The organism is Sphingomonas bacterium (assembly GCF_903643035.1).
Taxonomy (GTDB): Bacteria; Pseudomonadota; Alphaproteobacteria; order Sphingomonadales; family Sphingomonadaceae; genus Sphingomonas.
In genome coordinates this window covers 1-8343 of sequence record NZ_CAHJWW010000129.1, presented here as the reverse complement: position 1 = coordinate 8343, position 8343 = coordinate 1, and the positions used below count along the sequence as shown (strand labels likewise).

Genomic DNA, 8343 nt, shown 5'->3' with positions numbered 1-8343 from the left:
CCGCTCGCCGACCGCGCGCGGATCGCCGAGCCCCTCGCCGGGAGCCACGGCGTCGGCCAGCGCCGGCGACAGCGTGATCGCGTTGCCGTTCAGGCCGAGGACGAACGGCACCGCCAGCGGCACCGCGGGTCGCCCCCGGCCGAGCGTGGTGGCGATCGCGAGCGGGGCCAGAAGGTGCGCGGCGTCGGTCTGTTCATATAGCAACCGGTCGCGCACCGTCGCCCAGCTGAGGTCCCGCACCAGGTCGAGCCGGATGCCTTCCGCCTCGGCGAACCCCTGTTCGCGCGCGACGATCGGCAGCGCGGCGTCGACGAGCGGCAGGAAGCCAAGGCGGATCGGGTCGAGCGTCCCGGCGCGTCTCCCATCAGCGCCTCGGCGGTGACGATCGCATCGGCGACCTCCGCGATCCGCCGGTTCGACGCCATCGCGTGGCGGCGCAGCAGCGCATAGGCCGCCGGCTCGTCCAGGCCGCGGCGGCGGATCAGGATCGCCTTGGCGCGATCGACGGCGGCGCGGTCGGCCAGCGCGGTGCGCGCCTCGTGCAGTTCCGCCTTCAGCCGCGAGAACGCCTGGAAGCGGCGGATCGCCAGGTCGAGCACGGGCTTGATCCGCTGGCGCGACAGCCCGGCGACGACATAGGCGGACACGCCCGCGTCGACCGCCGCGGCGGTGGTCTCCTCGTCGCTCTGATCGACGAACATGGCGATCGGCCGTGCGAGCGCGCGCGACATCACGAAATACTCCTCCAGCACGTCGCGGCTGGGATTCTCCAGGTCGACCAGGACCACCTCCGGCGCGATCGCCTCCAACCGGGCGAGCAGCGCGTGCCGCTCCGTCAGCACGACCGTATCAGTCAGTCCCGCGTCGCGCAGCCCTTCCGCGATGATGGCGGCGCGTCCGGCACTGTCATCGACGATCGCGATCCGCATCGGCGGACGCTATGCTGCAATGCAGCGAACGGCAATCTCCATCTACGCCCATGACGCAGCCAGGCCAGGCCGGATCGACGCACGGACGGACGACTTGCCGCGCGTGGCAGACACCTGCGCAGTCTTCCCCGTCGATCACAGCTGGTCCTGTCCAGCGCGGATCAGGTCGGCACTATGGCAGATGCAGCACTCGCTCTCGACAGGGCTAGTGCCCCGTCGCCAGCACCATCACGAACCTTCCGAACCCGCCCAGGATCAGGATCAGGCCCCCGAGCCGGGCCAACCGCTCAAGCGTACGCACGCCGAGCGAGTGGCCATAGGATCTGAACTCTTGAACGCCGGCGGCATTCCGACGGTCGAACGCGCGCTTGTTGCACCAGAGAAGGCCCGCCACTCCGGCCGCGATGAGCATGATACCTGCCAACATGTCGCCCTGAGACACTCCTTTCGGTCCAGTGGAGGATCACCGGCTCGGTCGCCCGCGCTGCCCCATCAAAATGCGGTTCCTCATCATGACCGATCGCCGCGAGCCGGTCCAGCGAGGGCAGCCGCCCTGACCAGTCCGGCTCGATTGCGACCGCCGGCGGATGCTGTTAGCTTCGGCATCGCGGCCGACAAGGGGGAACCTATGCGGAGGTCTACGCCGATCGTACTGCTCGCGGTCCTCGCCACCGCCTGCGGTCACAAGTCCGGGGCTGACGACGCCGTCACTCTCAACGCATCGGCGGCGACGGCGGCGGCGACTTCCACTCCGACTCCGGTTACGCCCCCCGTCGCGCCGGGGCCGGCGGACTTCACGATCGCCAGCGTGCCGATCTCGAACGCGCCGCTCGGCAAGTTCCCGTATTTCGGGCTGCCGCCGAAATACGCGCCGCAGAACACGCCCAAGCCTCCCGGCTTCGGCCATTTCCTGTTCTGGATGGGCAAGGCGTTCAAGGACGTCGAAGGTCAGACCTACATGGTGACCATCATCGCGCCCAAAAGCGACGATTTCAGTTCCTATGAGCTGCAGAAGAACATGCATGCGCTGTTTCAGCAGGCGGGTGCGGTCAAGGTCAGCGAAGCGAAGATCCCGAACGAGACGATCGACGCCATTCCCGACGCCACGCGGCAGGAACTGCTGATGGGGCTCGGGGACGTATGGAACAGTCCCGCCGAGACCTGGGTCGTCCATCGCCCGACCGACGAGATATGGATCCACTACGCGACGACGACCGCGCAAGCCTCGCTCGCCGTCGTCGAGACGGCGGCGTTCGTGGCGACCGCTGCCCTGCTGCCGCCCGATCAGCTGAAGGCCGACCTCGACAGGACAGGGAAGGCCGTGATCCACGTCAACTTCGCGACCGACCAGACCCGGGTCTTGCCGACGTCAGGCGCGCAGATGGACGCGGTGATCGCCTTGCTCAAAGCCGACCCTTCGCTGAGGCTCGCAATCAACGGCTACACCGACGACACGGGGACCGACGAACACAATCTGGCGCTCTCGGACGGCCGGGCCAAGGCCGTGCTGGCGGCGCTCGTCGCGGGAGGGATCGGGGCGGACCGCCTTCAGGCGAAGGGCTATGGCCGCACGAACCCGGTCTCGACCAATGTGGACGAGGCGGGAAAGGCCGCCAACCGCCGGGTCGAGCTCATCAAGCTGTAGGGCTCCGCGATCGACATGGGACGGCGTATCGGCACGCCGTTTCGTCGTCGCCACGAGCGACCGAGGGGGCTGGACGCGCCGCCCTCCGGTATGGCATCGCCACCGGACCACGCGGGTGTGGTGGAATTGGTAGACGCGCCGGACTCAAAATCCGGTTCCGCAAGGAGTGTCGGTTCGACCCCGACCACCCGCACCACCTCCGCCGTCGGTCCGGCCGGCAGGTCGCGGTCATGGCGGCGCTTCGTGACCCCAGTCTCCGGCCGACTCGCCGGGCGGAGCAGTGCCAGGCCCTGCACCCGGGCGCCGTTCCTTGCCGCCTCAATAGCCGGCGTAATCCGAGAAACGCGTCACGCTCGGCTCGAACTTCAGCGTCACCTTGCCGGTCGCGCCGTGGCGCTGCTTGGCGACGATCAGCTCGGCCAGGCCGTACACCCGCTCCATGTCGCTCGCCCAGCGGGCATGATCCTCGAAGGCGCGCGCGTCGTCGCCCTCCACGGGCCGCTTGGGCTCCTTGGCGGCGACGTAGTAATCCTCGCGGTAGACGAACCACACCATGTCCGCGTCCTGTTCGATCGACCCCGATTCGCGCAGGTCGCTCAGCTGCGGGCGCTTGTCCTCGCGCTGCTCGACGGCGCGCGAGAGCTGCGACAGCGCCAGAACGGGCACGTTCAGGTCCTTGGCCAGCGTCTTCAGCCCGCGGCTGATCTCCGATATCTCCTGGACGCGGTTGTCGCTCGATCCCTTGCCCGAGCCGCTGAGCAGCTGGAGATAGTCGACCACCACCAGCCCGATCTCGTTGTTGTGCCGCCGTTGCAGCCGCCGGACGCGGGTGTGCAGCGCGCCGATGCTCAAGCCACCGGTATCGTCGATGAACAGCGGCAGCTGCTCCAGCTCCGCGGCGGCGGCGGCGAGCTGGCCGAACTCGGCGCGGCTGATCTTGCCCATGCGCAGCGACTCGGAGCTGATCCGCGACTGCTCGGCCAGGATGCGGGTCGCGAGCTGGTCCGCGCTCATCTCCAGGCTGAAGAAGGCGACCTTGGCGCCCACCGACTTGTCGGGCGCGATGCCGTCCGCCATGTCGCGCATCCAGCGGCGCGCGGCGTTGAAGGCGATGTTGGTGGCGAGCGACGTCTTGCCCATGCCGGGGCGGCCGGCGAGGATCATCAGGTCCGAATGGTGCATGCCGCCGATCTTGGCGTTGATCGAATCGAGCCCCGTCGTCACCCCCGACAGGTGCCCGCCCGAGTTCAGCGCGCGCTCGGCCATCTTCACCGCCGCGGTGGTGGCCTGCGCGAATGTCTTGACGGCGTTCTCGGCGCCGCCGTCGGCGGCGACCTTGAACAGCTCGGTCTCCGCCAGCTCGATCTGGCCGCGCGGGTTCACCTCCTCGCTGGTGTCCATCGCCCGGTCGACGAGGCCGCGCCCGACCGACACGAGCGCGCGCAGCATCGCCAGATCATAGATCTGGGTCGCGAACTGACGCGCGCCGATGAGGCCGGCGCCCGATCCCGTCAGCTGCGCGAGATAGGCCGGCCCGCCCAGCGCGCGCATCCCCTCGTCCGCGTCGAACATCGGGCGCAGCGTGACGGGCGTAGCCAGCATGTCGTTGCCCCGCAGCGTCTTGATCGCGGCGAACACGCGCCCGTGGACGGGTTCGAAGAAATGCTGCGGCTCCAACCGGTCGATCAGATCGTCGGCGAGGCGGTTGTCGATCATCATCGCGCCCAGCATCGCCGCCTCCGCCTCCACGTTCTGCGGCAGGGTGACGGTCGCGTCGGGAGTCGCGGCGCCGGACGGACTGGAAGGGGGAAATGCGAGCGTGGCCATGCCCGCGCTTGTGGAGCCGCGTGCCGCCGCCCTCAAGCACGATGCGGCGAAAACTGTGGATAAGCCGGCGGCCGCCCGTAGCTGACGGGCACTCCGGCCGGCATCCCGGCCCGCGCTCTGGGGCGACGATTGTCGGCGCGCGGGATCGGCCCTACGCCCGGCTGATGGCCGACCCCCGGATCATCGATGTCACGCTGGACGAGCGCACCATCGCGTGGCGCTCGGCGGATATCGATCAGGAGCGGCGGATCGCAATCTTCGACCTGATCGAGGAGAACCATTTCGCGCCGCAGCGCGAGCATGCCGACGGCTATGCCGGCCCCTACCGGCTGAGGCTGGAGACGGAGGACGGACGGCTCGGCCTGCACCTCCACCGCGAGGACGGCAGCCACCTCGAGACGCTGGTGCTGGCGATGGGCCGGTTCCGGCGACCGATCCGGGACTATTTCACGATCCTCGACAGCTATTTCGAGGCGATCCGCGCGGCCACGCCGCAGGCGATCGAGACGATCGACATGGCGCGGCGCGGCCTGCACAACGACGCGGCGGAACTGTTGCGCGGACGGCTGGCGGGCAAGATCGACGTCGACTTCGACACCGCGCGGCGGCTGTTCACGCTGATCTGCGTGCTCCACATCAGGGGATGACGATGGTTGAGGTTCAGGCCCGGGAGGCGGAGCTTGTCGCGGCGGCGCGGGACGCGGCGACCCGTGCCCATGCGCCCTATTCCCGCTTCGCGGTCGGTGCGGCGTTGCTGCTGGCGGATGGCGGCATGGTGACGGGCGCGAACGTCGAGAACGCCAGCTACGGCCTGTCGCTGTGCGCCGAGACGGTGGCGGTGGCGGTCGCGAGCAGCGCGGGGCGGCTGCGCGACGTGGTGGCGGTGGCGGTGATCGGCGGCGCGATGGACGCCGACGGCCGGCCGACGGGCACCGCGCCGGTCGGCCCGTGCGGGCGATGCCGCCAGGTGCTGATGGAGGCCGCGCAGGTCGGCGGGCGCGACCTTGCGGTGATCTGCGCCGCGGCGGAGGGGGAGGCGGTGGAACGCTATCGGTTGAGCGAGCTGCTGCCGCACGCGTTCGGGCCGGCGGACCTTGGGATGACGGGGTGAGGCAGTGGAGATAGGCCGATGAGCCTGGGTCGGATCGTCCGCGGTATCACCATCTTCAGGGCGGGGAGCCTTGCGTGGGAAGCGATCCGGCTAGGTTCCATGAACCAGGCCGACCGGCGCGAGCTGGTCGATCGGATGCTGGATGCCCGAACGCGGCGGGAGACTGTCGATCCTCCAGCACACGTCGATACCGCGCCGACGCCCTGGAATATCCTGCGAGAGAAGGCGATCGTGGAGTACGGCCGGTGCGGCGGCCACGCGTCGCTTGCCTGGTCCAGCGAGGAGATCGCACCGATGCTCGACGCACAGATCATCGCGGGGGACCGTCGGCGCGAACTTGAACAGGAGCGCCGGTCCGACATGGCGTATCGCAACTCGGCCTTCGTTCTTCGCTGGGTTGCCGTCTGTCGCGAGTACGGCGGTTGCGGACCCGAGTTGCCGTTCTCGATCAAGGGTGCCTTGCCAGCCATTCTTGCGCGCGAGGCCCGAGAAGATCGTTTGACCCAGGTCCCCCGTACGCTCTCAAGCGCAGAACCTTTCATGCTGAGCCTTGCCTGCGGCATGGGGCTGCGCGCGAGGCAGGGGCTGCCTGTCCTGCCAGACCTCGCCAGCCGCGCTGCTGCCGAAAGAGCGTGTGAACGAGGGGAGCAGACCGCATGTCCGTGATGGCCGACCGCTGGATCCGCGAGCAGGCGCTCGCCCACCGCATGATCGAGCCGTTCGTGGAGGCGCAGCGCGCGGACGGGTGCATCTCCTACGGCCTGTCCTCCTATGGGTACGACGCGCGGGTGGCGGACGAGTTCAAGATCTTCACCAACGTCGACTCGGCGATCGTCGATCCCAAGGACTTCGCCGCGAACAGCTTCGTCGATCGCAGGACCGATGTGTGCGTCATCCCGCCCAACAGCTTCGCGCTCGCGCGCACGGTCGAATATTTCCGCGTGCCGCGCGACGTGCTGGTGATCTGCCTCGGCAAATCGACCTATGCGCGCTGCGGGATCATCGTCAACGTCACGCCGCTGGAGCCGGGCTGGGAGGGGCATGTGACGCTGGAGTTCTCCAACACCACGCCGCTGCCCGCGCGCATCTATGCCAATGAGGGCGCGTGCCAGTTCCTGTTCTTGGCCGGCAGCGAGCCGTGCGAGACGAGCTATGCCGACCGGGCGGGCAAGTACATGCGTCAGCAGGGGGTGACGCTGCCCAAGCTGTGACGCCGAAGCTGCGGGGGGGGGGGGCGGCTATGATTCGCCGTTCATCGGCAGGCTCCGTCGTCCCGGCGAAGGCCGGGACTCATCGCGGCGCGGTTCGCGGAAACGGCCTGGGGGAGCGATGCATACGGATCGAAACGCCTTGGCCCCCATCGATGGGCGGGAGTCCCGGTTCTCGGCCCCATCCTTCAGGACCTGTTCGGTGCTCGTACGTGTCGGACAGGCAACCGGTACCCCCGCAAAGGCGGGCGCCAAGGGCTACCAACGTCACCAGGGGAAAGGCCACGTGTGCGCTCTCGCGGAAGAACGCGAAGGCCTGTCCGTCCGGGCGGGATCACCGAACACGGCCGCGGTCCACATCTGTTTCAGGCGGAAGTCGTCGCGCCCCGATCCGGGTCGCCGGTATCCGGGTGGACCAGGAACAGGTCCGGGATGACGCGATCCGACGGAAGCCCGTGATCGGGTCCAGCGTCGATTGGCCCGGCGCTCGTGACGATGCCAACCATAGGCTTCGCCCACGAAAAAGGGCGGTCCGGCAGGACCGCCCTTGCATAGTCTGGCGAGTACCAATGCCGTCAGAACGACCGGTAATATTGCTCGTTGCCGAGGAAACCCAGCTTCTCGATCTTCGCGCGCTTGATGATCGCGAGCACCTGGTCGACCTTCTGGTACTTGGCCTCCGGGTCGGGCTGGAAATGCAGCTCCGGCTCGGTCGGCAGTCGCTTCGTCGCGTCGAGATACTGGGTCAGCGTCACCTGATCGACCGGCGCGCCGTTCCAGGACACCACGCCGGCGGGGTTGATCGACAGCGTGTTCTTGTCGGGCAGGACCGTCTGCGGCGGCGGATTGCCCTGCGGCAGGTCGATCTTCACCGCATGGGTCTGCGGCGGGATCGTGATGATGAACATGATGAGCAGGACGAGCATGACGTCGATCAGCGGCGTCGTGTTCATCTCCATCATCGGCTCGCCGTCGTCGCGGCCGGCACTCATGGCCATTGGGAACTACTCCTGGATGCGCGAGGCGGGTGGGGAATCAGAAGGTGCTGCCGGCGGTGCCGTTGGGCGGGGGCTGCGAGATGAAGCCGACCTTGGCGAAACCGGCCATCTGCATCGTATAGATCGCCGCGCCGATGCACTTGTACGGCGCGTTCACGTCGCCGCGGATATGCGCCTCGGGCAGGTCGAGACCGGCGGCGTTGGCGCCGCCCTGGCGCGCGATCTCCGCCTTCAGCTTGTCGACCGCGAGCTTCAGCAGCTCCTCGTGCCCGACCTTGGACTGGTTCCAGAACACCGCGCACTGGCCGGCGCCGTCCGTCGTGACCGACAGCGACACGTTCTCCGGCTTGGTGGTGGTGGGGTCGAACGACACGTCGGGAAGGTTCAGCTTCACCGTCTGCACCGCGACCGTGACCGTCACCAGAAAGATGATGAGGAGCACCAGCATGACGTCGACGAGCGGCGTCGTGTTGATGTCCGACATGGGCCGTTCGTTGGCGTCGCCGCCGCCACCAGTACTCATCGCCATCGGGGCTGTCCTGTTCTGTGATCCGGACCCGGTCGGGCCTGGTCGGTAAGGCCGGGCGGTGCATCACCGCCACGGCGACCCGGCGCCGCCTTGATG

At 68.4% G+C, this 8343-nt stretch carries 11 protein-coding genes, 1 tRNA gene and 1 pseudogene; 6 read left to right on the top strand and 7 right to left on the bottom strand.

Annotation, left to right across the window (positions count from 1 at the left end; genetic code table 11):
- The 4 genes and pseudogenes from HUV01_RS09355 to HUV01_RS15175 form a co-directional block, all read right to left on the bottom strand.
- The coding region (locus HUV01_RS09355) for an ABC transporter substrate-binding protein (RefSeq protein ID WP_174298013.1) at positions 1 to 336 on the bottom strand (336 nt) is incomplete at its 3' end.
- A gap of 23 nt (positions 337 to 359) precedes the next feature.
- Positions 360 to 929, bottom strand: a pseudogene (locus tag HUV01_RS09350) (ANTAR domain-containing response regulator); the annotation flags it as partial.
- Between the two features lie 205 nt (positions 930 to 1134).
- Positions 1135 to 1341, bottom strand: coding sequence for a hypothetical protein (locus tag HUV01_RS14955; protein WP_217430968.1), 207 nt, complete (start codon positions 1339 to 1341; stop codon positions 1135 to 1137).
- A gap of 269 nt (positions 1342 to 1610) precedes the next feature.
- On the bottom strand, positions 1611 to 1817 hold the full coding sequence (locus tag HUV01_RS15175) for a hypothetical protein (protein ID WP_254606529.1): 207 nt from the start codon (positions 1815 to 1817) through the stop codon (positions 1611 to 1613).
- 31 nt (positions 1818 to 1848) lie between these two features.
- On the opposite strand from HUV01_RS15175, the gene HUV01_RS09345 reads away from it, so the two are divergent.
- Positions 1849 to 2574 carry an OmpA family protein gene (locus HUV01_RS09345; protein ID WP_254606528.1) on the top strand — a complete coding sequence of 242 codons (726 nt, stop codon included), beginning with the start codon at positions 1849 to 1851 and terminating at the stop codon, positions 2572 to 2574.
- A gap of 111 nt (positions 2575 to 2685) precedes the next feature.
- Positions 2686 to 2770 (top strand) — tRNA-Leu (locus tag HUV01_RS09340).
- 122 nt (positions 2771 to 2892) lie between these two features.
- Here the strand turns inward: HUV01_RS09340 and HUV01_RS09335 are convergent.
- Positions 2893 to 4401: a replicative DNA helicase gene (locus tag HUV01_RS09335; protein WP_174298011.1), complete on the bottom strand. Its 1509-nt coding sequence runs from the start codon at positions 4399 to 4401 to the stop codon at positions 2893 to 2895.
- Between the two features lie 164 nt (positions 4402 to 4565).
- On the opposite strand from HUV01_RS09335, the gene HUV01_RS09330 reads away from it, so the two are divergent.
- The 4 genes from HUV01_RS09330 to dcd are packed head-to-tail and all read left to right on the top strand — an operon-like array spanning position 4566 to position 6723.
- Entirely contained in the window at positions 4566 to 5048 is a 483-nt protein-coding gene (locus HUV01_RS09330) for a UPF0262 family protein (protein ID WP_174298010.1), read from the top strand.
- Between the two features lie 2 nt (positions 5049 to 5050).
- Complete coding sequence (locus HUV01_RS09325) at positions 5051 to 5512, top strand: cytidine deaminase (protein WP_174298009.1); 462 nt, start codon at positions 5051 to 5053, stop codon at positions 5510 to 5512.
- Between the two features lie 18 nt (positions 5513 to 5530).
- On the top strand, positions 5531 to 6178 hold the full coding sequence (locus HUV01_RS09320) for a hypothetical protein (protein WP_217430967.1): 648 nt from the start codon (positions 5531 to 5533) through the stop codon (positions 6176 to 6178).
- Positions 6169 to 6723: a dCTP deaminase gene (gene dcd / locus HUV01_RS09315; protein ID WP_174298007.1), complete on the top strand. Its 555-nt coding sequence runs from the start codon at positions 6169 to 6171 to the stop codon at positions 6721 to 6723. The genes HUV01_RS09320 and dcd overlap by 10 nt, the downstream gene beginning before the upstream one ends.
- 572 nt (positions 6724 to 7295) lie before the next feature.
- Here dcd and HUV01_RS09310 read toward each other — a convergent pair.
- Positions 7296 to 7718: an ExbD/TolR family protein gene (locus HUV01_RS09310; protein WP_174298006.1), complete on the bottom strand. Its 423-nt coding sequence runs from the start codon at positions 7716 to 7718 to the stop codon at positions 7296 to 7298.
- A gap of 37 nt (positions 7719 to 7755) precedes the next feature.
- Entirely contained in the window at positions 7756 to 8247 is a 492-nt protein-coding gene (locus HUV01_RS09305) for an ExbD/TolR family protein (protein WP_174298005.1), read from the bottom strand.
- Between the last annotated feature and the right edge of the window lie 96 nt (positions 8248 to 8343).

Bases quoted from the DNA above. Each gene is read 5' to 3' on its own strand.
- HUV01_RS09335 (WP_174298011.1), bottom strand. From the start codon at position 4,401: ATGGCCACGCTCGCATTTCCCCCTTCCAGTCCGTCCGGCGCCGCGACT.
- HUV01_RS09310 (WP_174298006.1), bottom strand. From the start codon at position 7,718: ATGGCCATGAGTGCCGGCCGCGACGACGGCGAGCCGATGATGGAGATG.
- HUV01_RS09305 (WP_174298005.1), bottom strand. From the start codon at position 8,247: ATGGCGATGAGTACTGGTGGCGGCGGCGACGCCAACGAACGGCCCATG.
- dcd (WP_174298007.1), top strand. From the start codon at position 6,169: ATGTCCGTGATGGCCGACCGCTGGATCCGCGAGCAGGCGCTCGCCCAC.
- HUV01_RS09345 (WP_254606528.1), top strand. From the start codon at position 1,849: ATGGGCAAGGCGTTCAAGGACGTCGAAGGTCAGACCTACATGGTGACC.
- HUV01_RS09330 (WP_174298010.1), top strand. From the start codon at position 4,566: ATGGCCGACCCCCGGATCATCGATGTCACGCTGGACGAGCGCACCATC.
- HUV01_RS09320 (WP_217430967.1), top strand. From the start codon at position 5,531: ATGAGCCTGGGTCGGATCGTCCGCGGTATCACCATCTTCAGGGCGGGG.
- HUV01_RS09325 (WP_174298009.1), top strand. From the start codon at position 5,051: ATGGTTGAGGTTCAGGCCCGGGAGGCGGAGCTTGTCGCGGCGGCGCGG.
- HUV01_RS14955 (WP_217430968.1), bottom strand. From the start codon at position 1,341: ATGCTCATCGCGGCCGGAGTGGCGGGCCTTCTCTGGTGCAACAAGCGC.